At 60.0% G+C, this 23,979-nt stretch carries 20 protein-coding genes; 11 read left to right on the top strand and 9 right to left on the bottom strand.

Going from position 1 to position 23,979, the window contains the following annotated elements; all coding sequences use genetic code 11:
- The 3 genes from ACOTTU_RS05180 to ACOTTU_RS05170 all read left to right on the top strand — a co-directional run bounded on the left by ACOTTU_RS05180 (position 1) and on the right by ACOTTU_RS05170 (position 2,621).
- Positions 1–894 carry a PfkB family carbohydrate kinase gene (locus ACOTTU_RS05180; protein ID WP_425656316.1) on the top strand — a complete coding sequence of 298 codons (894 nt, stop codon included), beginning with the start codon at positions 1–3 and terminating at the stop codon, positions 892–894.
- Positions 891–1,823 carry a pseudouridine-5'-phosphate glycosidase gene (locus ACOTTU_RS05175; RefSeq protein WP_425656315.1) on the top strand — a complete coding sequence of 311 codons (933 nt, stop codon included), beginning with the start codon at positions 891–893 and terminating at the stop codon, positions 1,821–1,823. The genes ACOTTU_RS05180 and ACOTTU_RS05175 overlap by 4 nt, the downstream gene beginning before the upstream one ends.
- 75 nt (positions 1,824–1,898) lie before the next feature.
- On the top strand, positions 1,899–2,621 hold the full coding sequence (locus tag ACOTTU_RS05170) for a DUF502 domain-containing protein (protein ID WP_298918250.1): 723 nt from the start codon (positions 1,899–1,901) through the stop codon (positions 2,619–2,621).
- A gap of 2 nt (positions 2,622–2,623) precedes the next feature.
- On the opposite strand, the gene ACOTTU_RS05165 is transcribed toward ACOTTU_RS05170, so the two are convergent.
- Positions 2,624–3,664: a patatin-like phospholipase family protein gene (locus ACOTTU_RS05165; RefSeq protein ID WP_425656314.1), complete on the bottom strand. Its 1,041-nt coding sequence runs from the start codon at positions 3,662–3,664 to the stop codon at positions 2,624–2,626.
- Positions 3,665–3,730: 66 nt separating this feature from the next.
- Complete coding sequence (locus tag ACOTTU_RS05160) at positions 3,731–4,516, bottom strand: 3-hydroxybutyrate dehydrogenase (protein WP_425656313.1); 786 nt, start codon at positions 4,514–4,516, stop codon at positions 3,731–3,733.
- Between the two features lie 341 nt (positions 4,517–4,857).
- On the opposite strand from ACOTTU_RS05160, the gene ACOTTU_RS05155 reads away from it, so the two are divergent.
- The gene (locus ACOTTU_RS05155) at positions 4,858–6,675 is read left to right on the top strand and encodes an extracellular solute-binding protein (protein ID WP_425656312.1); all 1,818 of its coding nucleotides are present in this window, start codon (positions 4,858–4,860) and stop codon (positions 6,673–6,675) included.
- 12 nt (positions 6,676–6,687) lie between these two features.
- On the opposite strand, the gene ACOTTU_RS05150 is transcribed toward ACOTTU_RS05155, so the two are convergent.
- Positions 6,688–7,308, bottom strand: a complete 621-nt coding sequence (locus tag ACOTTU_RS05150; RefSeq protein WP_298918237.1) for a helix-turn-helix domain-containing protein — start codon at positions 7,306–7,308, stop codon at positions 6,688–6,690.
- A 64-nt stretch (positions 7,309–7,372) separates the two neighbouring features.
- Between ACOTTU_RS05150 and ACOTTU_RS05145 the strand changes: the two genes are divergently transcribed.
- The 3 genes from ACOTTU_RS05145 to ACOTTU_RS05135 all read left to right on the top strand — a co-directional run bounded on the left by ACOTTU_RS05145 (position 7,373) and on the right by ACOTTU_RS05135 (position 10,865).
- Positions 7,373–8,890 (top strand): class I adenylate-forming enzyme family protein, encoded by a 1,518-nt coding sequence (locus tag ACOTTU_RS05145; RefSeq protein WP_425656311.1) that lies wholly within the window; start codon positions 7,373–7,375, stop codon positions 8,888–8,890.
- Positions 8,883–9,524 carry a DsbA family oxidoreductase gene (locus ACOTTU_RS05140; protein WP_425656310.1) on the top strand — a complete coding sequence of 214 codons (642 nt, stop codon included), beginning with the start codon at positions 8,883–8,885 and terminating at the stop codon, positions 9,522–9,524. The genes ACOTTU_RS05145 and ACOTTU_RS05140 overlap by 8 nt, the downstream gene beginning before the upstream one ends.
- A 147-nt stretch (positions 9,525–9,671) precedes the next feature.
- Positions 9,672–10,865, top strand: a complete 1,194-nt coding sequence (locus ACOTTU_RS05135) for a multidrug effflux MFS transporter (protein ID WP_425656482.1) — start codon at positions 9,672–9,674, stop codon at positions 10,863–10,865.
- Here the strand turns inward: ACOTTU_RS05135 and mfd are convergent, their stop codons facing one another.
- Positions 10,866–14,330: a transcription-repair coupling factor gene (mfd, locus tag ACOTTU_RS05130; RefSeq protein ID WP_425656309.1), complete on the bottom strand. Its 3,465-nt coding sequence runs from the start codon at positions 14,328–14,330 to the stop codon at positions 10,866–10,868.
- Between the two features lie 34 nt (positions 14,331–14,364).
- Positions 14,365–14,856 carry a component of SufBCD complex gene (locus tag ACOTTU_RS05125; RefSeq protein WP_425656480.1) on the bottom strand — a complete coding sequence of 164 codons (492 nt, stop codon included), beginning with the start codon at positions 14,854–14,856 and terminating at the stop codon, positions 14,365–14,367.
- A gap of 159 nt (positions 14,857–15,015) precedes the next feature.
- On the opposite strand from ACOTTU_RS05125, the gene hemB reads away from it, so the two are divergent.
- Positions 15,016–16,020 (top strand): porphobilinogen synthase, encoded by a 1,005-nt coding sequence (gene hemB / locus ACOTTU_RS05120; protein ID WP_425656308.1) that lies wholly within the window; start codon positions 15,016–15,018, stop codon positions 16,018–16,020.
- Positions 16,021–16,125: 105 nt separating this feature from the next.
- Positions 16,126–16,692: a YSC84-related protein gene (locus tag ACOTTU_RS05115; RefSeq protein ID WP_298918222.1), complete on the top strand. Its 567-nt coding sequence runs from the start codon at positions 16,126–16,128 to the stop codon at positions 16,690–16,692.
- Positions 16,693–16,743: 51 nt separating this feature from the next.
- On the opposite strand, the gene ACOTTU_RS05110 is transcribed toward ACOTTU_RS05115, so the two are convergent.
- Complete coding sequence (locus tag ACOTTU_RS05110; protein WP_425656307.1) at positions 16,744–17,616, bottom strand: NAD(P)-dependent oxidoreductase; 873 nt, start codon at positions 17,614–17,616, stop codon at positions 16,744–16,746.
- Positions 17,617–17,718: 102 nt separating this feature from the next.
- Here ACOTTU_RS05110 and ACOTTU_RS05105 point away from each other — a divergent pair, with 102 nt between their 5' ends.
- Positions 17,719–20,184 (top strand): penicillin acylase family protein, encoded by a 2,466-nt coding sequence (locus ACOTTU_RS05105; RefSeq protein ID WP_425656306.1) that lies wholly within the window; start codon positions 17,719–17,721, stop codon positions 20,182–20,184.
- Between the two features lie 7 nt (positions 20,185–20,191).
- Positions 20,192–20,755 (top strand): pseudouridine synthase, encoded by a 564-nt coding sequence (locus ACOTTU_RS05100; protein ID WP_425656305.1) that lies wholly within the window; start codon positions 20,192–20,194, stop codon positions 20,753–20,755.
- Positions 20,756–20,758: 3 nt separating this feature from the next.
- Here ACOTTU_RS05100 and hflX read toward each other — a convergent pair whose 3' ends face one another.
- The 3 genes from hflX to ACOTTU_RS05085 form a co-directional block, all read right to left on the bottom strand.
- Entirely contained in the window at positions 20,759–22,057 is a 1,299-nt protein-coding gene (hflX, locus tag ACOTTU_RS05095) for a GTPase HflX (RefSeq protein ID WP_425656304.1), read from the bottom strand.
- On the bottom strand, positions 22,054–22,293 hold the full coding sequence (gene hfq / locus ACOTTU_RS05090) for an RNA chaperone Hfq (protein WP_007119530.1): 240 nt from the start codon (positions 22,291–22,293) through the stop codon (positions 22,054–22,056). The genes hflX and hfq overlap by 4 nt, the downstream gene beginning before the upstream one ends.
- 129 nt (positions 22,294–22,422) lie before the next feature.
- A complete protein-coding gene (locus ACOTTU_RS05085) occupies positions 22,423–23,976 on the bottom strand; it encodes a TrkH family potassium uptake protein (protein WP_425656303.1) in 1,554 nt (517 codons plus the stop codon).
- Positions 23,977–23,979: the final 3 nt, after the last annotated feature.

The following is a 23,979-nucleotide window of genomic DNA, read 5'->3' as shown; positions in this document are numbered from 1 at the left end:
ATGAAATCTACGCCTGACATTTTGTGTATCGGCTCGGTTCTGTGGGACATCATCGGCCGGTCCGCCAGCGCCATGCGGCAGGGATCAGATGTGCCCGGGCGGATCACTCGCCTGCCCGGCGGCGTGGCCATGAACATCGCCATGACACTTGCACGCTTTGATCTCACCCCGGCGCTGTTGACGGCCATCGGGCGAGATGCGGAAGGCGATGAGTTGATCAGCGCCTGTGCCGCGCGCGGCATGATCACCGACACGGTCTACCGCTCCGACGACTTGCCAACCGACATCTACATGGCCGTCGAAGGTGCAAACGGCCTGATCGCGGCCATTGCCGATGCGCATTCGCTTGAGGCGGCGGGCGCCAAGATACTGGCACCGCTGTCGGATGGGCGGCTGGCGACGCCGGAAACACCCTATGAGGGGCTGGTGGCGCTTGACGGCAATCTGACCCTGAAACTGCTGAGCGATATTGCCCGCAGCCCGCTGCTGGCGCAGGCGGATTTGCGCGTGGCGCCTGCCTCGCCGGGCAAGGCCGAAAGGCTGGCCCCCTTTGTGCAGACCGGGCGCGGCACGCTTTATGTCAATCTCGAAGAGGCCGGGCTGCTCTGCCAGAAGAAATTCGCCAATTCGCGTGACGCGGCCGAAGGGCTGCTGAAACGTGGCGCGGCGCGCGTTCTGGTCACCGATGGTGGATCGGATGCGACCGAGGGTCGTGCGGACGCGCTGATCACCCAGACCCCGCCGCAGGTTCTGGTGACCCGCGTCACAGGGGCCGGTGATACCTTCATGGCCGCCCATATCGCCGCAGATGCCGAAGGGTCCAGCCCCGAAGACGCGCTGAGACGCGCCCTGCACGCCGCCGCCACCTATGTTTCCGGAGAAACTGCCCTATGACCGCCCTGCCCCTGATCCTCTCTGCCGAGGTTGCCGCCGCAAAAGCCGCTGGCAGACCCATTGTCGCACTGGAAAGCACCATCATCACCCATGGCATGCCCTATCCGCAGAACCTTGAGGTTGCCCGCCAGGTGGAAAACGACATCCGCGCTGAAGGGGTGACCCCGGCGACCATCGCCGTGATGGATGGCACGTTGCACATCGGCCTCGACGACATACAGTTGGAAGAACTGGCGCAGGCCAAAGGGGTTGCCAAGCTGTCGCGTGCCGATATAGCCGCCTGCATGGCCACAGGCGGCACTGGTGCGACCACGGTCGCAGCCACCATGATCGCCGCCCATACCGCTGGCATCGCGGTTTTCGCCACGGGCGGGATCGGCGGCGTGCACCGGGGCGCTGAAGACAGCTTTGACATCTCCGCTGACCTGATGGAACTGGCGCAAACCCCAGTGACCGTTGTGGCCGCGGGCGCGAAAGCCATTCTGGACGTGGACAAGACGCTGGAAGTTCTGGAAACCCAAGGGGTGCCGGTGATCGCCGTGGGTCAGGATAATTTCCCGGCGTTCTGGAGTGCATCCTCTTTGCTGAAAGCGCCCCTGCGCATGGATCAGGCCGGTGAGATTGCCCGGGCGCATCACATGCGCGGCATGCTGGGATTGCCCGGCGGGCAGCTTGTCGCCAACCCCATTCCACAGGCTGATGAAATATCCGCCGAAACCCTGGCCCCGATCATTGCACAGGCGCAATCGGACGCGGATGCTCATGGGATCAGAGGCAAGGCCGTCACACCCTACCTGCTGCAACGGATTTTCGAGCTGACCGAGGGGCGCTCGCTGACGGCAAACATCGCACTGGTACGCAACAACGCCCGTCTGGCCGCATCAATTGCCACGGAATTGACCAGTATTTCGCGTGGTGCGGGAAGTTGAAGGGAAACCAACCGGACGCCATTGTGAAGTGGCAATAAAGCGCCTAACTACGGTTAACCAGTTTGAGAAACGTTTATGAATACGCCGTTTGACCCTGAACCACCCCTGACACGCAGAAGCCTTTTTGCCCGCCTGCGGGCGTCGTTTCTGACCGGGCTTGTGGTGATCGCACCTGTGGGTCTGACCATCTGGCTGATCTGGTCGGTGGTGGGTTGGATTGACGGCTTTGTGCTGCCACTGGTGCCCGACAGCTACCAGCCCGACAAGGTGCTTCAGGATTACCTGGGGCTCGATCCTTCGGTGCAGATCAACGTGCGCGGCATCGGTGTGGTCATTTTCCTGGTCTTCACCATCGTTGTGGGGTGGATGGCCAAGGGGCTGATCGGGCGATCACTGATCAGATACGGCGAAAGCCTTGTGGAACGCACCCCCGTTGTCCGCACAATCTATTCCGGCATCAAACAGATTTCGGAGACGGTTTTTGCGCAATCGGAACGTTCCTTCGAAAAAGCCTGTCTGATCGAATACCCGCGGCGTGGCATCTGGGCCATCGGGTTCATCTCGACTACCACCAAGGGCGAGATCGCCGCGCGTGCAAATGATGCACGTCCCATGGTCAGTGTGTTCGTACCGACGACACCGAACCCGACGTCCGGATTTTTGCTGTTTTTTCCTGCCGATGACATCATCGAGCTGGACATGACCGTGGAGGAAGCCGCCAAACTGGTGATCTCCGCCGGGCTTGTCTATCCCAACGGCAAAGACCCGAACACGCCGCCTGAAAACGGGCAGATCTGAGCTTACTGGAACATTTCCACCAGATCGACCGAACTGCGCTTGTTAAGATCCTTCTTGTGCTGCGCAATGAAGTCATCGGCGGCCTTCTGACCCGCCTCTTTCAGACGCGACAGGGTGAAGGGTGTGGGCACCAGTTTGGTGGCGACGGATAGTTCGTTCATCAGCGCGTCATCGGCAATCATATGCACCAGCACCCGGCTTTTCTGATCCGTGGACAGCGTCCCGCGATCCAGCAGCCGCTGCACGAATTCAATGGCGCGCAATTCACGCAGCAATGAGGAATTAAAACTGATCTCGTTGATCCGGTTCTGAATGGCCTGCGCCGAGCGTGGCAGTTCGGTGCGTTCGAGCGGGTTGATGTTGATGATCAGGATGTCGTCAGGCAAATTCGGGTGAAACAGCGGGAAAAGCGCGGGGTTGCCGGTGTAACCGCCATCCCAGAAGGCTTCCTTCATACCGGTTTCAGCGTCTTCGACCTCGACCGCCTGAAATACTGTGGGCAGACAGGCAGAGGCGAGAATGGCGTCGGTGCTGATCTCGCTATCCTTGAAGACGCGCACCTTGCCGTTGCGCACGCGCGTGGCGCAGATGAAAAGGCAAGGCCCCTCGCCGCTTTCTTCACAGACAGCATCAAAATTGAACTGTTTGACGATAGCGCGCAGCGGATTGCTGTAAAACGGGCCGTATGCGTAAGGAGAAACCAGCCGCGAGACCGCATCGGCGGTCATCACCGGCCAGGAATATTCCAGCGCCTGACTGAAATCCGATAGCGAAAACGGCACCATCCAGGCGGGGATATTCAGATCAGGGCGCGCGCCCACTTCCTGCCAGAGCCAGTCGAGCCGCGCCCGCGCGCCGTCGCGCCCGCCTTCGATCATCCCCGCCTTGAGGGCCGCCCCGTTCAGCGCACCCGCCGAGGTGCCCGAGATCGCGGCAATCTCGATGTCTTCCTCCTGCAGCAGCCGGTCGAGCACCCCCCAGGTGAAGGCCCCATGCGCGCCGCCACCCTGCAGGGCCAGATTGATCCGCTTTTTGCGCGCCATGATAGCAGCCTTCCCCGTTACCGGATTATGTATGTCGTTGCCTGTTCCCGAAAGATCAAAGCGCGCTTAAAGCGCCGTCCAGCCGCCATCGACGCTGATCGTGGTGCCGGTGATCTGGGCCGCCGCATCCGAGCACAGGAAGGTTGCCGTGCCGCCCATCTGCTCGACGGTTGCAAACTCCTTGGACGGCTGCCGGGTGAGCATGACCTTCTCGATCACCTCTTCGCGCGACATGTTATATTCCTTCATCGTGTCGGGGATTTGCTTTTCCACGATGGGCGTCAGCACATAGCCCGGACAGATGGCATTGGCGGTAATGGGTTCTTGCGCGGTTTCCAGCGCCGTTGTCTTGGTCAACCCGACCACCCCGTGTTTGGCGGCAATATAGGCGGATTTGAAGGGCGAGGCCGTCAGCCCATGGGCCGAGGCGATGTTGATCACTCGTCCCCAGCCTGCGGCGCGCATCATGGGCAGGGCGGCAGCGGTCGTGTGAAAGGCCGAAGACATATTGATCGCAATGATGGCATCCCATTTTTCGACCGGAAAATCGGGGATCGGGGCCACATGCTGAATGCCCGCGTTATTGATCAGAATATCGCAACGCCCCGCCTGCGCGATCAGATGCCGACACTGATCGCCTTTGGACATATCGGCCTGAATGTACTGGACCTTGACCCCGGCGGATTTGGCCATGTCTGACGCCAGCGCGTGATCTTCTGTGTTATCGGTAAAAGAGTTCAGGACGATATCGGCACCAGCACGTGCGAGTTCCCAGGCAATGCCGAGACCAATACCCGAGTTCGACCCGGTAATGACGGCGGTTTTGCCCGCCAGTGAAATTTCAAATGCCATCTGTGTTTCCTTTTCCCGGTGCCAGCCATGCTGCGTTGCATGCATAATGACGTGCTGCGACTGCAAAGAAAACGCCCAATTAACCCATGGTTGATCACAAAGCGGGGGTACTCCACCTCACACAGATCAATTCACCAGATTCCACGGGCACAAAAAAAACGCCTGCACAAGGCAGGCGTTAAGTTATTGAGGCAGGTTTCATACAGGCAAGAAACCTATCGAGCAGTGATCTTGTTATAAGCAATCTAGCGCCACAGGCCAAGCTAAAAGTTTGATAAGACGGAAATACCTCGGTAGGCTGAGGTCCAAGAAAACAAGGGCAGCAGGAGATTGTCTCCAAAATGAACACTGTTTATTTCCGCGCCACCAAGCGGATTTTCGCCGTGTGCGCAGCGATTCTCTGGCTGTCGGAGGCCAGTGCCGAGCCAGCGCACGGGATATCTATGTATGGCACGCCAGCCTTGCCACCCGATTTTGTGTCTCTGCCATATGCGCGCGCCGATGCACCCAAGGGCGGTCGCATTACCCTGGGGAACACAGGTGGGTTCGACAGCCTCAATCCGTTTGTGCGCAAAGGTACAGTTCCATGGCAATTGCGCTTCTTCACCCACGAAAGTCTGATGGGCAGGTCCTGGGACGAACCCTTCACGCTTTATGGTCTTTTGGCCGAATCGGTCGAGGTCCCCGATGATCGGTCCTGGGTGGGATTCACCCTGCGTGAAAACGCCATGTTCTCGGACGGCTCGCCGGTCACCGTGGAGGATGTTCTGTTCTCTTATGAACTTCTTGGCACCGAGGGCCACCCACGCTACCACAGCCTCGCGGCCCAGATCGACGCCATCCAGCAAACCGGCCCAAGATCCCTGCGCATCACCTTCAACACCGACAATCGGGAATTGGCCCTGCTGGCGGGCATGCGCCCCATTCTCAGTCGCGCGCAATGGGAAGGTAGAGATTTCGCCAATGCCCCCCTGGCAGATTTTCCGATGGGCACCGGGCCTTACGTGATCTCCGACTATGAAGCCGGTCGCTTCGTAGAATTGACGCGCAACCCGGACTACTGGGGGATGGATGTGCCGTTTCGCAAAGGCACCCACAATTTTGACAGCATCAAGCTGGATTTTTATGGCGATGCTTCCGTGCTCTTCGAAGCTTTCAAGGGCGGGGATATTTCAGCGCTGCGCGAGTTCAATGCGGAAAAATGGGCCACCCAGTATGATTTTCCGGCAATTTCGCGTGGTGAGATCGTGAAATCGGAAATCCCGCATCAAAAACCCTCTGGTATGACCGGCTTTGTCATGAATACCCGCAAACCGCCATTCGATGACTGGCGCGTGCGCGAGGCCATGATTCAGGCGTTCAATTTCGAATTCATCAACGATACGCTGACCGGCGGGGCGCAACCGCGCATCACCTCATATTTCTCCAATTCCAGCCTCGCGATGATGCCCGGTGCAGCACAGGGTCAGGTGGCCGATCTGCTGGCGGATTTTGCGGGCACGATCCCGCCCGGCACCCTTGAGGGATATGCATTGCCGGTCTCCGACGGCTCCGCCCGTAACCGCAAGGGCATCCGGCGCGCGATGTCCCTGCTGGAAGAGGCCGGATGGACGGCACAGGACGGTCAGATGCGCAACGACTCCGGCGAGATATTGTCCTTCTCCATCCTGCTGGCACAGACCAGCAGCGAGAACATCGCCATTGCTGATCTTTATGTCTCTGCCCTGAAAAGGTTGGGAATGAACGTCGCAATCGAAACGACCGACAGTGCCCAATATACCGCCCGCACCAATGAGTTCGATTTTGACATGACCACCTATCGGCGCGCGCTGTCGCTGTCACCGGGCAATGAGCAACGGTTTTACTGGGGTTCGGAAGCGGCAGACCAGCCCGGGTCGCGCAACTGGATGGGGGTCGCTTCACCAGCAGTTGATGCGATGATCGACCGGATGCTCTCTGCCCGCGGTCAGGATGAATTCGTGGCAGCCGTGCGCGCTCTTGACCGGCTGCTGACCGCCGGGCGCTATGTCATTCCTTTCTGGCAATTCACCGAAGGCCGGATTGCCCACATCAAGGAAATGAAATTCTCCGACACCCTGCCCATTTACGGAGACGGGCCAAACTACATGCCTCAGGTCTGGTGGTATGATCCGTCCTAACAACGCGGCATGTCAGGTCAGGGAGGTCACCCAGAGAATATTGGCATCCTCTTCGCTGACAGACACGATATTGTGGCCCATCGTCCCGTCGTAATAGGCACTATCGCCACGACGCATTTCAATGGGTTCGTAGAATTCCGTAAAAAGGCGAATGACACCGGTCAGTACATAGAGAAATTCTTCGCCGTCGTGACGCACCCAGCCGTCGAATTCTTCCATGCGACGGGCGCGCACACGGGCGCGGTACGGCAGCATTTGTTTCTTGGTCAGGGTTTCAGCCAGAAGCTCGTGTTCATATGTCACCGTTGCCTGGGCCGTCCCCTGCCCGGATTTGGTGACAGCAAGGCGGCCGTTGACCTGCCCGGCCCGAGGCGGCGTGAAAAGCTGTGGAATGGAAATCTCAAGACCCACGGCCAGCTTTTTCAGCGCGTCATAGGTGGGCGACATCTGTCCGTTTTCGATCTTGCTCAAGGTGGAGCGCGCAAGGCCGGCCTGACCGGCGGCCTGCTCAAGCGTCCAGTCCCGAGCCTTTCGCAATTCGCGCACGCGTTGGCCAAGGTCCACCGGCGCGCCGTTTTCGTCATTTCCGCCCTGGCGGGCGATCTGGATCAGGGTTTTGGGGTCAGCACTCATGGCGCAGCTATAAGGCCTCGCGACAGCGCTTGCAACGCGGCGGAGGCCAAGCTAGCACCCTGATATGTTATCACTCTTTGAAGAAGGGACGGCGTCGCCCTGCCCTGCGCCTTTCAATATGGCAGCCTATGTATTGGCGCGCGCCGAGCACCTCCCTGATAAAGACGCGCTGCTTCTGGTCGGCAAGGACAGCACGCAGAGGTGGCGCTATGCGCAATTGCTGGCGGCGGTTCTGGGAACGGCCACAGGTTTGCTGGATCAGGGGCTGACCCCCGGCGACAGGCTGCTGATGCGGCTCGGAAACTCGGTTGATTTTCCCATCGCCTATCTGGCGGCTCTGGCCGTCGGCTTGGTGCCGATCCCGACCTCTGCGGCCCTGACTGAAAGCGAAGTGGTTGGCATCATTGCGCAGATGCGCCCCGCCGCAATTCTTCGGGAGGACGCCATTGCTTGCCCGGAGCATCCAAAGCTGATTGACCTCGACCGGTTGCGATCCTTCCGCACCCTGCCGCCCGCGCCCTGGGACATGGGCGATCCGGACAGGCTGGGGTATATCATCTATACATCGGGCACTTCCGGGCAGCCCCGTGCTGTGGCGCACGCGCATCGGGCGATCTGGGCAAGACGCATGATGTTTGACGGCTGGTACGGTCTGACCACGCAGGACCGGGTGATGCATGCGGGGGCCTTCAACTGGACCTATACATTGGGCACCGGCTTGATGGATCCCTGGACGGTTGGGGCCACCGCCCTGATCCCCGCCGCGGACACAGCGGTCACGGAGCTGCCGGACCTGATGCGCCGTCATGCCGCCACGATCTTTGCTGCGGCTCCGGGTGTCTACCGTCAGATGCTCAAGGACGACACGCCAATCCAATCCCCCGATCTTCGACACGGGCTGAGCGCCGGTGAGAAACTCTCCTCCCATCTGGCGGCGCGCTGGACAGCCCTTTCGGGAGCGCCGCTCTTTGAAGCCTACGGCATGTCCGAATGCTCGACTTTCATTTCCAGCGCGCCGGGGCGTTCCGCAACCCCCGGCGCACTGGGACGCCCGCAACCGGGTCGCCGGGTCGCCCTGATGGGCAGCGAGGGACCAGTCGCGGTTGGTCGGGAAGGCACCATTGCCATTCACCGTTCGGATCCCGGATTGATGCTGGGCTACCTCAATGCACCCGAGGAAACAGCGGCCAGGATGCAGGGAGAGTGGTTTCTGACCGGCGATCAAGGTGTCATGTCACCGGAGGGGCAGATCACCTACCTGGGGCGTAATGACGACATGATGAATGCGGGCGGCTACCGGGTCTCCCCCATCGAAGTGGAAACAATCCTTGGAACCTGCCCCGGCATTCGGGCGGTTGCGGTGACCGATGTGCAGATCAAACAAGACACCCGCGTGATCGCCGCGTTTTATACCGCGCCGCATGCACTGGACGATCGGCGCTTGCACACCTATGTGTCTGACAAGCTGGCGCGGTACAAACAGCCGCGTCTCTATATCCACCTGCCCGAGTTGCCCATGGGGCCAAACGGCAAAATACTGCGGCGTGCATTGCGGGCCGGTTTTGAGGCCCAAAATGACTGACCCTATCAAGCTCGACATTATGTCAGACCCGATCTGCCCCTGGTGCTACATCGGCAAGACCCATCTGGACAAGGCGCTGGCCGCTCATCCCGGCCATCCGTTCCAGATCGAATGGCATCCGTTTCAGCTCAATCCCGACATGCCCCGCGCTGGCATGGACCGGCGGGCCTATCTCGAAGGCAAATTCGGCGGCAAGGAGGGGGCCGTGCGCGCCTATGCGCCCGTGGTCGAACATGCCGAGGCCGCCGGTCTCAAGATAGATTTCGAAGGTATGAAGCGCACGCCCAACACACTCGACGCCCACCGATTGATCCATTGGGCGGGGATTGAGGGACGCCAGACCGCAGCGGTTGCAGCCCTCTTTGAGGCCTATTTCGTCCAGGCCCGCGATATTGGGGATCACGACGTTCTGGCCGATATTGCCGATGGCATCGAAATGGATGCCGCCGTTGTGCGCAAGCTGTTGCAATCGGATTCGGACGAAAAAGACATCTCCAAGCGCGACGCGCACAGCCGGTCCATGGGCGTGAATTCCGTGCCAACCTTCATCGTTGCCGGCAAGCACGCGGTGCCGGGCGCACAGCCGCCCGAGCTTTGGGATAAAGTCATCGCGGAGCTTACCGCCACCGCGTGACCTCTGCGGCATCGCACGCACGGATGTGTGAAAATGTGACGTTGCCCCCTCTACAACTCTGGGTTACACCGGATAGGCCGAACGTCGATTATTACGCGATGCTCGCTCGGGAGTATTTTTGTGTCGCAACCAGTTTCACAGCCCGCCATGGGGCGGGTTGAATTTATTGCCCTGATGGCGATGATGTTTGCCACCATTGCGTTTTCAATTGATGCGATGCTACCCGCCCTTCCCGAAATTGCCGATGAACTCACACCGCAAGATCCGACACGCGCCCCTCTGATCATGACGGCTTTTGTGCTGGGCATGGGAATTGGCACATTTTTCACCGGTCCGCTGTCGGATGCCTTCGGACGCAAGCGTGTGATGGTCTGCGGGGCGGCGCTTTACATCACCGCTTCTGCCATCGCCTGGGCCAGTTCTACATTTGAAATCGTGCTTGCCGCCCGCATCCTTCAGGGCCTCGGCGCCGCGGGTCCGCGCGTCGTCTCCATTGCGGTGATCCGCGATCTTTTCTCGGGCCGGGAAATGGCCAAGATCGTCTCCATCGTGATGATGATCTTCACGCTGGTCCCCGGGTTTGCCCCAACGCTCGGCTATGTGATCATCATGACAAACGGTTGGCGCGGCATCTTTCTGGCCTTCATCGTTTTCTCGGTTCTGTCGGTGCTATGGCTGGGATTGCGCCTGCCTGAAACCCTGGCCCGCGAAAACCGTCGCCCGCTGAAACCGCGGCTGCTGATGGCGGCGGTGCGCGAGATGTTTGCCCATCCCGTGGTCCGCCTGTCGATCTTTGTTCAAACCCTTTGCATGGCCATGCTGTTCACCGTCCTGATGCTGATCCAGCCCATCTATGAACATGTCTATGACAAACAGGACACTTTCCATTTCTGGTTTGGCGGCATCGCACTGGTGTCGGCTATAGCGAGTTTTCTCAATGCGATGCTGGTCGGGCGTCTGGGGATGCGGCGCTTGATCACCATGGCGCTTGCAGTTCAGATCGTGCTGTCGGCGACCGTGCTGATCCACAATGAAACCTATGGCACCAGTACTTTCGCCATATTTGCCATCTGGCAGGCCTATGTGTTCTTTCAGGCCGGTTTGACCATCGGCAATCTCAATGCGATCGCGCTGGAACCCATGGGACATATCGCAGGCATGGCGGCCAGTGTGATCGGCTCGGTCTCGACGGTTCTGGCAGCGGCCATCGCCTCGCCCATAGGTTTGCTCTTTGACGGCACAGTCCGCCCGCTTATCGGTGCAATTTTTGCCCTTGCCCTGCTGGCATTTGCGCTGATGCGCTACATGGGGCGGGTCGAGGCGCGTTTGCCCGCAGAATAGTCAGCTGGCCTTGGCCTTCTTGGCTTTCTTCTCGGCCACGACCTTTTCCGCCAGATCGCGCGCGATGGCAAAGGCTCCCTTGATCTTATCGGCATCCGCCTTCCAGTCGCGACGCACAACGATCTTGTTGTCTTTGACCTTGGCCATGCCGCGCTGGTCCTGAATGAACTCCACCAGCCCCTTTGGCGATGCGAACTTGTCGTTGTAAAACTGTATGGTCGCGCCTTTTGGCCCCCCGTCCAGCTTGGCGATCCCTGCGCGTTTGCACATGGCCTTGATGCGCACCACCAGCATCAGCGTGTTGACCTCGCGTGGCAATTTGCCAAAGCGGTCAATCAGTTCTGCGGCGAAACCTTCAAGCTCTACCTTGGTGGTCAGGCTGCTGAGACGGCGATAAAGCCCCAGACGCACGTCGAGATCAGGCACGTAGGCTTCCGGGATCAGCACCGGCACACCGAGATTGATCTGCGGTGCCCACTGGTCGTCCGCCTCGCTCAGACCTTCCATCTCGCCTGCGCGGATCTTGGCGATCGCCTCTTCCAGCATGGATTGATAGAGCTCAAAACCCACATCGCGCATCTGGCCGGATTGCTCTTCGCCCAGCAGATTACCCGCGCCGCGAATATCCAGATCCTGGCTGGCCAGCGTGAAGCCTGCCCCCAGCGTATCAAGGCTGGACAACACCCGCAGACGTTTTTCCGCCGTGGTTGTCAGCCGCGCGCGGGGTTTTGTGGTCAGATAGGCGTAGGCACGGGTTTTGGACCGTCCGACGCGGCCCCGGATCTGGTAAAGCTGCGCCAGACCGAACATATCCGCCCGGTGCACCACCATGGTGTTGGCGGTGGGAATGTCGAGCCCGGATTCCACAATCGTGGTGGCCAGCAGAACGTCGAACTTGCCATCGTAAAATGCGTTCATGCGGTCATCAAGCTCACCTGCCGCCATCTGGCCATGGGCCACCACATAGGTCAGTTCGGGAAGCTGCGCCTTGAGGAATTCCTCGATCTCCGGCAGGTCGGAGATGCGCGGGACCACGTAAAACGACTGGCCGCCGCGATAGTGTTCGCGCAACAACGCCTCGCGCAGCGTCACAGTATCGAACTCGCTGACATAGGTGCGGATGGCCAGCCGGTCCACCGGTGGCGTGCCGATGATCGACAGGTCCCGCACACCGGTCAGGCTGAGTTGCAGGGTCCGCGGGATCGGCGTGGCGGTCAGGGTCAGCACATGGATATCGGTGCGCAGCTGCTTGAGCCGCTCCTTATGGGTCACGCCGAAATGCTGTTCTTCGTCGATGACCAGCAGGCCGAGGTTCTGAAACCGGATGCCCTTGGCCAGCAGCGCATGGGTGCCGATCACAATATCGACGGTGCCGCGTGCCATGCCGTCGCGGGTCGCATTGGCCTCCTTGGTCGAGACAAACCGGCTGAGTTGGCGCACATTGATCGGAAAGCCCCGGAAGCGTTCTGCAAAGCTCTTGTAATGCTGGCGGGCCAACAGTGTCGTGGGCGCGATCACCGCGACCTGAACCCCGGACATGGCCGCCACAAAGGCCGCGCGCATGGCCACTTCGGTTTTGCCGAAGCCCACGTCGCCGCAGACCAGACGGTCCATGGGATTGCCGGAAGTCAGATCGTCTATGACATCGCCAATGGCGCGGAGCTGATCGTCGGTTTCCTGATAGGGAAAACGCGCTGAAAACGCATCCCACATGCCCGGCGGTGGCTCCAGCACCGGCGCTTTGCGCAACGCGCGTTCTGCGGCCACACGAATGAGTTTGTCAGCAATCTCTCGGATACGCTCTTTCAGGCGGGCCTTCTTGGCCTGCCAGGCGCCGCCGCCAAGACGGTCGAGCAGCCCTTCTTCATGACCATATTTTGACAGCAGCTCGATGTTCTCAACCGGCAGATAGAGCTTTGACCCTTCTGCATATTCCAAAAGGATGCACTCGTGCGCTGCCCCGGCAGCGGTGATCACTTCCAGCCCCTTGTAGCGGCCAATCCCGTGATCCACATGAACAATCAGATCACCGGGGCTCAGTGATTGAGTTTCGGTCAGGAAATTCTCTGCGCGGCGCTTTTTCGCGGGCCGCCGGATCAAACGATCCCCCAACACGTCCTGTTCGGAAATCACCGTCAGACCGGGAGCTTCGAACCCATGTTCAAGCGCCCAGACGGCCAGATGCAACCCGCGTTTGCCAATGCGCGTGGCGTTTGGCACCGGGATCGCCTCGGCCAGCCCTTCGTCTTCGATCAACCCAGTCAGGCGTTCGCGCGCGCCTTCGGAATAGCTGGCGATCAAGACCGGGCCGCTTTCCATCTTTGCTTTAACGTGTGCCGCCAAAGCTCCGAAAAGGCTCAAAGATTCCTGCTGGCGTTCCGGGGCGAAATTGCGCCCGATGCGCGCGCCTGCATCAATCACACCCAAACCGGTGGGTTGCGGCAAGGCTGCCAGTTGCAGGACGCGTCGATCCTTGATGGTCGCTTCCCACGTGGCATCGTCCAGATAAAGCACACCCGGTGGGCACGGTTTATAGACGCTGTCCATCTTTGAGCGGTTGGTCATCGCCAACCGGCGGGTTTCATATTGATCGGCGATGCTGTCCCAACGGGCCAGACGGGTCGGCGTCACCTGGTCATCCAGACTGATGGTCGCCGCTGGCACGTAATCAAAAAGAGTTTCCAGTTCCGCGTGAAAGAACGGCAGCCAATGTTCCGCGCCCTGATGTTTGCGCCCGGCACTGATCGCCTCGTAGAGCGGATCATCCGTGCCCGCCGCGCCAAATTCGATGCGATAGTTCTGGCGAAACCGGGTGATGGCCGCCTCGTCCAGGATCACTTCTGACACCGGTGCCAGTTCCACGACGTCGAGCTTTTCGGTGGTGCGTTGGGTTGCCGCGTCAAAGCGGCGCGCACCGTCCAGCACATCACCAAAGAGATCGAGCCGCACGGGCCCCAGATCACCGGGGGGGAAGATGTCGATGATGCCACCGCGAATGGCGTAATCTCCGGGCTCCGTCACAGTGGGGCTTTGCACAAACCCCATGCGCACAAGAAAATTGCGCAGAGCGGCTTCATCAATGCGATCGCCGACGCGCGCAGCAAAGGCGGCCCCTTTCAGGGTCTCGCGCGCCGGGACCCGCTGGGTTGCGGCATTGAGCGTTGTCAGAAGGATAAACTGTGCCGGCATCCCGTGCGCGAGCGCTGCCAGTGTGGCCATGCGGCGCGCAGAAATATCGGCATTGGGGGAAACGCGGTCATAGGGCAGGCAATCCCAGCCCGGAAACACCACAACCGGCATATCGGGCGCGAAGAACCGCAAGGCGGCCCGTAGTGCTGCAAGGCGTTTGTCATCCCGGGCGACGTGCAAGATCGGGCCATCCTGCCGTTGCAGCTCGGACAACAGGAAGCGTGCATCAAAGCCTTCGGGGACGCCTGAAACGGTAATATGAGACACGTCAGTCATGGGCTTTTGTCAATTGGGGGAGATTGCCCGAGTGTCAACCACCCAGAGGTCCGATGTTCATATTTTGATACATCCCCCAGAGCGCTGTGACGAAAATCGAAACCATGCCAGTCATCTGCACGTAAAGGCGGTGACGCGTAAGACGTTGGCGCAAAAGCTCCCCGCGCGCCTCTTCCTGATAGATCAGGCGGGCCGTGGACAAAGACAAAAGGCCGACGATGGACATCGGGAAGCCCAGCAGAAAGAGCGCCTGCGCAATTTCGACACGATAGAAAAACCCCAGAACACACAGACCCGTCAGCAAAAAACAGCCAAGCCCCAGCAACCAAAGGCCGGAGACATTGGCGATATAGAGTAACCGGTTGGAGTTGATCCGCACCAGATCTTCGAGATCCTGTTCTGCCTGACCCCCATTCCTCCGCGCGCGCAGCACCATGTCATAGGGCACGCCGAGCACCCAGTGACTGGCCGTGGACCACAGCACCGCCAGTGCGATCCAGAACCACAGGTTCGAGAAGGATCGCATGTCGATCAGTTCGAAGACGCTTTGATAGAAACTCAAGGGGTAAGGGCTTTTGCTACGTGTTTTGATCCTCTTAGCCTTGCTTTGCGGCAATTCCTACCCTTGGCTTGCAGAAAAATCCGTGCCAAGCATGATCTGTCTCTCAAACTGGACAATTCGCCCATGCGCCCGACCCAAGCCCCCTTTCCTGCCACCCGTTTCCGCCGTGCCCGTCAAAGCCCCGCAATTCGTGCCCTGACCCGCGAAAACAGCCTGAGTGTCAGCGATTTTATCTGGCCGGTGTTTGTGCGTGCCGGTGACGGCATCGAAGAACCGATCCCGTCGATGCCCGGGGTATTCCGCCGGTCGGTCGACAAGATCGTCGAGGCCGCCAGAGAGGCGGCGGACCTGGGTATTCCGGCCATCTGCATCTTTCCCTACACCAGCATCGAGGAACGTACCGAGGATTGCGCCGGTGCCTGGGACCCGGAGAACCACGCCAACCGCGCCATCCGTGCCATCAAGGCGGCCGTGCCCCAGATCGCGGTGATGACGGATGTGGCGCTCGATACCTATAACATCAACGGTCACGACGGCTTTGTCGAAGATGGTGAAATCGTCAACGATCGCACGATTGAGGCCTTGGTCAAGATGACCTTGTCGCAGGCGGAGGCAGGTGCGGACATCATTGGCCCCTCAGACATGATGGATGGACGCATCGGCGCGATGCGCGCCGCTCTTGAAACTGCTGGCCATCAAAACGTGATGATCCTGAGTTATGCGGCCAAATATGCCTCGGCTTTCTATGGTCCGTTCCGCGATGCGGTGGGCGCCTCGGGCGCACTGACCGGTGACAAGAAGACCTACCAGATGGATCCGGGCAATTCAGATGAAGCGCTGCGCCTGATCGAGCGGGATCTGCGCGAAGGGGCCGATATGGTGATGGTCAAACCCGGGATGCCCTATCTGGATATCTGTCGCCGGGTGAAAGACACCTTTGGCGCGCCGACCTATGCCTATCAGGTCTCCGGCGAGTTCAGCATGATCCAGGCCGCAGCAGAACATGGTTGGGTCGATGGCGAAAAAGTGATGATGGAAAGCCTGGTGGCCTTCAAGCGCGCAGGCTGTGACGGCATTCTGACATACTTCGCCCCCGCCGCCGCGCGCCTGCTGAATGCCCAGCAATAAGCCGCGCAATCGCCACCTTTTGAGTGACACCGCCCCGCAATCGGCGTATGTTCGCGCATAAGTCGGATCAACCGGCATTCGAGCAACAAATTACAGGCGGATAGCATGAAAACTTCAGGACTCTCACGCAGAGTGTTCACTTTTGGCGCGTTGGCAGGCGTGTCTGTTACAGCAGCCTGCGGCAACGGTATCGGGTCCCAGGGGGCCGCAACCATTGACGCGCGCGTCGACTCCACACTCCAGGAAATGTATCGCAGTTTCCCTAACACACGGAACCTCGCTGACAAGGCCAATGGCATGCTGGTCATGCCGCTTGTCACCGAAGCCGGTTTCGGCTTTGGCGGCGCTTACGGGCGCGGCGCGTTGCGGGTCAATGACGTGACGGTGGATTACTACTCGACCACGCAGCTTTCGGGTGGGTTTCAGATTGGCGGGCAGCAGTATTCCCACGTTCTGTTCTTCATGACCGAAGAGGCGCTGACAAATTTCCGCCGCTCTCCCGGCTGGGCCGTGGGAGGGGACGTCGAATATGTCATTTCCGATCAGGGGGATGGTTTGAAAGCGGATTCGACCACAACCCTCTCACCGGTACTGGCCGCCGTTTTTGGCCGCGCGGGCCTGCTGGTTGGTGCCACGCTTCAGGGAACGAAGTATTCGCGTATCATTCCCTGAACGGAAAACGCCCCGATTGCGGTCGGGGCGTCAGGTTCTTCGAGGTGGCGCTTAACCCAGCGCCTGCAGCCTTTTGAACAGGCTGGACGTGTCCCAGCGCCCGCCGCCCATTTTTTGCACGTCCTTGTAGAACTGATCCACAAGGGCGGTCACCGGCAGGCTGGCACCTGTTTCATTAGCCGTAGACAGGCAAATCCCCAAATCCTTGCGCATCCAGTCGGTGGCAAACCCGTGGTCGAAATGGTCATCCAGCATGGTTTCATAGCGGTTGGACATCTGCCAGCTGCCCGCCGCCCCCTGACTGATCACCTCAACCACCGCGCGCCCATCGAGACCGGCTTTTTCGGCGAAATGCAACGCTTCGCTGAGCCCCTGAACCAGGCCCGCAATCGCGATCTGGTTGCACATCTTGGTCATCTGGCCTGCGCCGCTCTCGCCGATACGACGGCAGATCTTTGAGTAGATTTCCATGACCGGCAATGCGCGGTCGTACGCGCCCTCATCACCGCCGCACATGATCGACAGTGCTGCGTTCTCGGCACCGGCCTGCCCGCCCGAGATCGGCGCATCGACAAAACTCACCTGTTTTTCATTGGCCGCGGCGTAAAGCTCCCGCGTCACCGCTGCCGAAACCGTGGTGTGATCCACAAAAACCGCGCCTGACGCCATCCCGGCAAAGGCACCGTCCTCACCCAGGCAAACCGACCTCAGATCATCGTCATTGCCCACACAGGCCATGACGAATTCGGCACCCTCCGCCGCGTCCCGGGGCGTTTTGGCCATGGCCCCGCCGTGTGCTGCAACCCAATCTTCGGATTTCCTCTGGGTGCGATTGTAAACCGTCACGTCGTGGCCTGCCTTTTGCAAATGCCCGGCCATCGGGCCTCCCATGACGCCGAGTCCTAAAAATGCCAGCTTGGCCATAAAATTAACCTTCCCTATTACGTGTTGATTTACGCTTCTGTCCTACCTAACAGTCAAATCCCAAGGGTCAACCAAACGACCCGAAACAATCACGAGGCGCAGATGGGTCGGGTCTTCATATGGCTGATGCGAATTGCCGGGGCACTGGTGACCCTGGTCGTGCTGGGTGTCGGGATGGTTTACTACCTCGCGTCGCGGTCCCTGCCTGACTATGACAAGGTGCTGGAACTGCCCTATCTGACGGCCCCCGTCGAGATCGTGCGCGACAATGCCAATGTGCCGCACATCTTCGGCGAGGCGGATCTGGATGTCTTCTATGCGCTGGGGTACGCGCACGCACAGGACCGGCTGTGGCAGATGACCATGCTGCGGCGCACAGCCCAGGGTCGGCTGTCGGAAGTCTTCGGGGCGGCGACCGTCAACATTGATAAACTGCTGCGCAGGCTGGATATCTATGCGCGCGCCGTCGCCTCGGTTGAGGTGCAGGACGAAGAAACCCTGCAAATCCTGCGCGCCTATGCCACCGGTGTGAACGCGCGGCTGGATGAGATCAATACTTCCGCGCTGGGGCGCGGTGCGCCGGAGATGTTCGTTTTCAACGCGCCGGTATCGGCGTGGCGGCCCGCCGATTCACTGGCCATCATCAAGCTGATGGGGTTGCAACTCTCCAGCCATCTGGACGCCGAGGTGTTGCGCGCGCGTATTTCGCTGGCCCTGCCAAATGCCAACCGTCTCAAGGACATTCTGCCTGATACGCCGGGAAGCGGTGTGGCGGCCCTGCCCGAATATGCGCAACTGGTGCCCGGTGTGCCCCGATTTGCCGCAACCCGGCCGCAGGAGACACACCCGCTCTCTCCTTTCAAGCGCAAGCCTTTTGCGGGCGCATCAAACGTCTGGGCTGCGGCCCCGTCACGCTCCGCCTCCGGGGGCACTTTGCTCGCCAATGATCCGCATCTTGGGTTCACAGCCCCGGCCATCTGGTATCTGGCGCGACTTGAACTGCAGTCAGGCGGCATCATCGGTGCCACCATTCCCGGCATGCCCCTGGTTCTGAGCGGGCGCAGCGCCGATCTCGGCTGGGGGCTGACCTCGGCAGGTATGGACGATCAGGATGTCTATATCGAAGAGGTCAACCCCGACAATCCGGAAGAATACCGCACACCGGATGGGTTCAAACGCTTTGAGACACGCGGCTCGATCATCAACATCAAGGATGCCACGCCCATCACCATCACCCTGCGCTGGACGGACAACGGGCCGGTTCTGCCGGGCACCCATTACAACCTCGCCAGCATCACACCCAAGGGTCATGTGGCGTCTCTGGCCTGGACGGTTCTGAGCCCGAAAGACACCACGATGATGGCGGCCCTCAGGCTGATGAAATCAAAGTCGGTCCGGGACGGCTTGCAGGCGATCGAAGGCTTTGTAGCCCCTGCACAGAACCTGATGCTTGTGGACAATGACGAAATTGCGATGAAGATGATTGGCGCGATGCCCCGCCGGGACGCGCGCCATCAAAGTCAGGGACGCTTGCCCAGCCCCGGATGGATCGAGGCCAACCGCTGGCAGGGGCGCCTGCCCTACGCCTCAAATCCGGAGTTCATCGCGCCGAACGGCGGTATCCTCGGCAACACCAACAACAAGACCGTTGATCGCCCGTTTCCGAACCATGTGTCTTTCGACTGGAGCGATACGCAGCGCATTCAACGCTGGCAGCGCCTGATGCAGGCCCGTGAGGTTCATACCCGGGACAGTTTCATCGAAGCACAACTCGATACCGTCAGCTTTACCGCCCGGTCCCTGCTGCCGTTGATAGGCGCTGAGCTCTGGTTCACCGGCGAGGCGGCACCCGAGGGCACACCGCTGCGTCAAAGACAGCGCGCTCTGACGCTTCTGGCCGGCTGGTCCGGCGAGATGAACGAACACATGCCCGAACCGCTGATCTACGCGGCCTGGCTGCGCAGCCTTCAGGCCCGGATGATCCAGGATGAGCTTGGCCCGCTGGCGAGCGAATTGACCCATGTCGAGCCGCTTTTCATTGAACGCGCGTTTCGGGACGTGGATGGCGCGTCGATCTGGTGCGATGTCATCCAATCCGCCCCGGTAGAGACCTGTTCCGACATGGCGCGACTGGCGCTGGACGACGCGCTGATCTGGGTGGAGGAAACATGGGGACCGGCACTGGAATCCCTGCGATGGGGGGACGCGCATCAGGCCACACATGATCACCCGGTTCTGGGGGAGGTTCCGCTGTTGCGGTATTTCGTGAATATCCGGCAATCCACCAACGGGGGGGACAATACCTTGCAACGGGGTCTGACAACGGGCACAGGTCCGCATCCTTTCCATAATGTGCACGGTGCGGCCTATCGCGGCGTCTATGATTTTGCCGACCCCGACAGTTCGGTCTTTATCACCTCAACCGGGCAATCGGGGCATTTCCTGTCGCGCCATTATGATGACATGGCGCAACTGTGGCGGCGTGGGGAATATATTCCGATGTCGCTGGATGAAGACCTCGCGCGCGCCGCCGCCGTTGGGGTGACCGTTCTGAAACCGGTGCAGTAGCCACCCCATGACGCGGGTCATTCTCTTTCACAAACCTTTCGGCGTGCTGTCGCAATTCACCGACAAAGGGACAGAAGGCTCACCGCGCCCGACGCTGTCTGGTTTCATTGATGCGCCGGGCTTCTACCCCGCCGGGCGGCTGGACAAAGACAGCGAGGGGCTGATGCTGCTGACGGATGATGGCTGGTTGCAGGCGCGTATTACGGACCCCATACACAAGATGCCCAAGACCTATCTGGTTCAGGTCGAAGGGACCCCGGACGCCTCTGCGCTGAAACAATTGCAGCGCGGGGTGATCTTGAAGGACGGGCCAACGAAACCAGCTGAGATCGCGCAGATCGACATCCCCGATCCGCTGTGGCCGCGCGTCCCGCCGGTGCGGTTTCGCAAGACAGTGCCCGATGCCTGGTTAAGGATCACCATACGGGAAGGTCGCAACCGTCAGGTACGACGCATGACGGCCCATGTGGGCCTGCCCTGCCTGCGCCTGATCAGGGTGCAGATCGGCCAATGGCGATTGAACGACCTGGCACCCGGGACCTGGCGCTACGCCCGTTCGGACGGCCTGTGACCCTCAAAGCCGCTGGTATTGCGCTTCCTGCTGAGCCGTCCAGCGCACGGAAATTTCAAACCCTTCGTCGGTCTGCCGCTCATTCTCGACAAGTTCCTGCGCGAACAGCCATGCCCGTTTTTTGCCTTCCGCAAAGCTCAACGACAGATCGACCGCACGTTTTGCCCCCTGCACCTGATCGGTCACCGCCGCCAGCAGCGCATCAATGCCCTCGCCCGTCAAAGCCGAGATGGCAAACACCCGCTCATCGCGGTCAGCCCGTGCCCGCATCGCATCGGCGGCGTCGGCGGGCATCAGGTCCAGCTTGTTCCAGACCTCGAAACTCGGGCGATCTTCTTCGACCCCAAGAGAGGTCATGATGTGCTCAACGTCCTGCGCCTGTTCTTCGGTTTCGGGGTGCGAGATATCTCGCACGTGGCAGATCACATCAGCCGCCAGCACCTCTTCCAGCGTGGCCCGGAAAGCCGCGACCAGTTCGGTGGGCAGATCGGAAATGAAACCAACCGTATCGGACAGGATCACTTCCGGCCCGTCGGGCAATTGCACCCGGCGCATGGTCGGATCGAGCGTGGCAAAAAGCATATCCTTGGCCATCACTTCCGCCCCAGTGAGCCGATTGAACAGGGTCGATTTCCCCGCGTTGGTATAGCCCACGAGCGCCACGATCGGGTAAGGTACCTTGGCGCGGGCCGCCCGGTGCAACGCGCGCGTTTTCACAACCTTTTCGAGCTGCCGACGCAACCGGGTCAGCTGATCGTCAATGGCGCGCCGGTCCGCCTCGATCTGTGTCTCGCCGGGACCGCCAACAAATCCCAAGCCACCCCGTTGCCGTTCCAGGTGGGTCCAGGCGCGCACCAGACGTGTGCGCTGATAGCTGAGCGCGGCCATTTCCACCTGCAACACACCCTCACGGGTAGCAGCCCGGTCACTGAAAATCTCCAGAATGAGCCCCGTGCGGTCGAGCAATTTGACGCCCCAGGCCTTTTCAAGGTTGCGCTGTTGTACCGGGCTGACCGGACCATCAACCAGAACCAGTTCGATCTCGCGGTCTTCGAGCGCCTGTTTGATCTGAGCAATCTTGCCAGACCCAAAGAGCATGCCCGCCCGGACCGTCTTGAGCGGAACAATCTCACCACCGACAACCTCCAGCTCGGACAAGGCGCGCGCAAGCGCCATCGCCTCGGCCAGGGCGTGATCAGCGAGGCGACGTTCGGGGTCGGATTTGATGTCGGGATGCAGGACCCACGCGCGGGTCACCCGCGAGGCGTCGTCATTCTCGATTTGAAATGGCGCTTTGCTCAAGAAGCGTCTTCGCCCTCATAAAGGCTGATCGGCTGGCTGGGCATGATGGTCGAAATGGCGTGTTTATAGACAAGCTGGGACTGCCCGTCGCGACGCAACAGCACACAGAAATTGTCGAACCACGTGATGACCCCTTGCAGTTTCACCCCATTGATCAGGAAAATTGTCACAGGAACTTTTGTCTTGCGCACATGATTCAGGAACGCATCCTGAAGGTTCTGTCTGTCCGACGCCATTCTAGCACTCGCCTTTTTTCTTGCTGGAGCCCGCGGACCGAGCCCACCCCTCGCACCGATTATGAAGCGCGCGCACGAGAGATTCCACCCCAAAAAACAGTCCGTTACGGACCTAAAAATCTCAGATGATTATGCGCGCCACAAATCCGGCGTCAACAGGGCGATTATCGCAAGCGTTTCCAAACGCCCTAAAACCATCGCAGCGCAGAAAACCGCCTTGGCAAAGGGATCCAGTTGAACCAGCTGTATCGGCGTATCGGCCGCAAAGGTGATCAAAGGTCCGGTGGTGGATAATCCGGCGATACTCAGAACCAAAGCGTCCTCAAATGAGACCCCTTGCAAGGCCAGTGTGACGGTGATGACAGCCAGAGTGAGGGCAAAGAGCATGAAGAAAATCCACGCAATGAAAGCGCCGTTTTTCTGCAACCTGCGGCTTTGTCCGCCGGCGCTGCTGACGGATGAGGGATGCACCAGCCGCTCCATTTCGCGCAACCCGTTGAGGTAAAGCGCAAAAACACGCAAAAGCTTGACCCCTCCGGCGGTTGTTGCCACGCCGCCGCCGATCAAGGCCAACCCCATCAGGATAAGGCCTGGCGTCTCAAGGCCGGACCATGCCTGGGTTTGCGCCCAGTCAGAACTCACAAAGCCGGTTGTGGTCAGAAATGACATCACCGTAAACACCGAACCCCAGAGCGCATTGGCTGCCTGCCCCACCTGGCTCTCGGCTGAAACATCAAGTGCCCCCAGCCAATGGCGTATAAAGAGGATCAGGGGCACGCCAAGAACGAGCACGATGCCAAGCCGAAACTCCGGGTCCGTACGCAAGCCACCTTGCGTTGCGGTCACCGTGTCAGATGAAAACGTCAGCCGCGAAAGCGCGAAAAACATGAAGAGCAGCATCAGGGCCTCGCCGGTGATGCCAGATGTGCTGAATTCCACGCCGCCCACAGGTGAAATGCCCGACGTGGCCATGATCGACATGGCGTGGCTCAGGCCCACCAGCGATGTATCGCCACTGATCATCAGCAAGATCCACAAAAGCAGTGTGAGGCCAACGTAGATCGGCATCAGCGCGGATGCGACACGCAGAAGCCGTTCGCGCGGGTCCGCACGGTCGATCAGGCTGGACAGCGCTTCGCGTTGCCCGGGCTCCGCCTGAGCCGTCACTTCGAACCCACCCAGATTGAGCGGTGCCAGAATGGCGGAGGCTGCGATCCACATGATCGCGCCACCCATCCAGCCAACCTGTGCCCGCCACAAATGCAGCGTGCTATCGAGCCGTTCAGGGTCGTCGAACATGGTGGCGCCCGTGGTTGTCAACGCGCTGACCATCTCCACATAGGCATTCAGAAAAGTCGTGGTCTTCAGGCTTTCAAAAAAGGGAATTGCCAGAAACGCCGGGAGAAAAACAAATGTCGCAAAAAGCGACAACAGTGATCCCAGCACGCCATACCGTGATCTGCGCCCCGCCTGGGCAATGGCCACAAAGACGAAAAACGTGATCCCAAGTAATCCGCAATAGAAAAACATGCGGGCGGTTTCAAGATTACGGGAGGCGCCGCCATGGATCGCAGGGACCAGCATCGCCACGGAGGCCACACCGAAAATCAGCAGGAAAAGCGGTAAATCCAGAAGCTGGCGAAAAGCGCCCTGCCGTTTGCGGGAGTTCAGCGCGCGTCCCATGGA

Source organism: Roseobacter sp. EG26, from assembly GCF_049830555.1.
Lineage (GTDB): Bacteria > Pseudomonadota > Alphaproteobacteria > Rhodobacterales > Rhodobacteraceae > Roseobacter.
This window is presented reverse-complemented; position numbering and strand designations above follow the sequence as displayed.

Excerpts from the sequence above, each read along its gene's own strand:
- ACOTTU_RS05175 (WP_425656315.1), top strand. The coding sequence starts at position 891 with ATGACCGCCCTGCCCCTGATCCTCTCTGCCGAGGTTGCCGCCGCAAAA.
- ACOTTU_RS05115 (WP_298918222.1), top strand. The coding sequence starts at position 16,126 with ATGAAAACTTCAGGACTCTCACGCAGAGTGTTCACTTTTGGCGCGTTG.
- ACOTTU_RS05160 (WP_425656313.1), bottom strand. The coding sequence starts at position 4,516 with ATGGCATTTGAAATTTCACTGGCGGGCAAAACCGCCGTCATTACCGGG.
- ACOTTU_RS05085 (WP_425656303.1), bottom strand. The coding sequence starts at position 23,976 with ATGGGACGCGCGCTGAACTCCCGCAAACGGCAGGGCGCTTTTCGCCAG.
- ACOTTU_RS05145 (WP_425656311.1), top strand. The coding sequence starts at position 7,373 with ATGTTATCACTCTTTGAAGAAGGGACGGCGTCGCCCTGCCCTGCGCCT.
- ACOTTU_RS05155 (WP_425656312.1), top strand. The coding sequence starts at position 4,858 with ATGAACACTGTTTATTTCCGCGCCACCAAGCGGATTTTCGCCGTGTGC.
- mfd (WP_425656309.1), bottom strand. The coding sequence starts at position 14,330 with ATGACTGACGTGTCTCATATTACCGTTTCAGGCGTCCCCGAAGGCTTT.
- ACOTTU_RS05150 (WP_298918237.1), bottom strand. The coding sequence starts at position 7,308 with ATGAGTGCTGACCCCAAAACCCTGATCCAGATCGCCCGCCAGGGCGGA.
- ACOTTU_RS05100 (WP_425656305.1), top strand. The coding sequence starts at position 20,192 with ATGACGCGGGTCATTCTCTTTCACAAACCTTTCGGCGTGCTGTCGCAA.
- ACOTTU_RS05135 (WP_425656482.1), top strand. The coding sequence starts at position 9,672 with ATGGGGCGGGTTGAATTTATTGCCCTGATGGCGATGATGTTTGCCACC.
- ACOTTU_RS05105 (WP_425656306.1), top strand. The coding sequence starts at position 17,719 with ATGGGTCGGGTCTTCATATGGCTGATGCGAATTGCCGGGGCACTGGTG.
- hemB (WP_425656308.1), top strand. The coding sequence starts at position 15,016 with ATGCGCCCGACCCAAGCCCCCTTTCCTGCCACCCGTTTCCGCCGTGCC.
- ACOTTU_RS05140 (WP_425656310.1), top strand. The coding sequence starts at position 8,883 with ATGACTGACCCTATCAAGCTCGACATTATGTCAGACCCGATCTGCCCC.
- ACOTTU_RS05125 (WP_425656480.1), bottom strand. The coding sequence starts at position 14,856 with ATGCGATCCTTCTCGAACCTGTGGTTCTGGATCGCACTGGCGGTGCTG.
- ACOTTU_RS05180 (WP_425656316.1), top strand. The coding sequence starts at position 1 with ATGAAATCTACGCCTGACATTTTGTGTATCGGCTCGGTTCTGTGGGAC.
- ACOTTU_RS05170 (WP_298918250.1), top strand. The coding sequence starts at position 1,899 with ATGAATACGCCGTTTGACCCTGAACCACCCCTGACACGCAGAAGCCTT.
- hfq (WP_007119530.1), bottom strand. The coding sequence starts at position 22,293 with ATGGCGTCGGACAGACAGAACCTTCAGGATGCGTTCCTGAATCATGTG.
- ACOTTU_RS05165 (WP_425656314.1), bottom strand. The coding sequence starts at position 3,664 with ATGGCGCGCAAAAAGCGGATCAATCTGGCCCTGCAGGGTGGCGGCGCG.
- ACOTTU_RS05110 (WP_425656307.1), bottom strand. The coding sequence starts at position 17,616 with ATGGCCAAGCTGGCATTTTTAGGACTCGGCGTCATGGGAGGCCCGATG.